This window comes from Rahnella perminowiae, from assembly GCF_019049695.1.
Classification (GTDB): Bacteria; Pseudomonadota; Gammaproteobacteria; order Enterobacterales; family Enterobacteriaceae; genus Rahnella; species Rahnella perminowiae.
Genome location: NZ_JAFMOT010000053.1, coordinates 1 through 435 on the forward strand (window position 1 = coordinate 1; position 435 = coordinate 435).

At 64.1% G+C, this 435-nt stretch carries 1 protein-coding gene; it reads right to left on the minus strand.

The window, feature by feature from the left end:
* Positions 1-11: 11 nt before the first annotated feature.
* Positions 12-311, minus strand: coding sequence for a hypothetical protein (locus J1781_RS00240; RefSeq protein ID WP_217233003.1), 300 nt, complete (start codon positions 309-311; stop codon positions 12-14).
* Positions 312-435: the final 124 nt, after the last annotated feature.

Consider the following 435-nt stretch of genomic DNA (forward strand, 5'->3'; position numbering starts at 1 on the left):
GTGTAGATGTGTCAGTTGGTGTTGGTGGTCATATGGTGGGCGCCGCGATACTCGGCGACCCAGCCGTGGCGGCGGGCTTTCCGTTCGGAGCGGCGCACCTGGTGGGTGGGGATGATGTACCCGAGGTTCATGGCCCGGTTGAACACCGGGCCCACCAGATTGGGGTGAGGTGCCGGGCCGAGCCCGGCGGCGTACAGGTCGTCGGTGGTGAACTCCCGGCCCGTTTTGGCGAGCTGGACGATCAGGTCCAGTGCGTCGCCCTTCCACTTCTCACGGGCCATGGTCTCCTCGTGCTCAATGAACATCTGCATGTCATTCCCCATCCTGGATGGTCCGGCCCGTCTGGGCCTCGTAGTCGCTCTGCGCTTTGTTGCAGCACCAGGGCACACCGTCGTCATCGATTGCCTCTTCCCAGGGCGTCTCGCAGAACTGGCA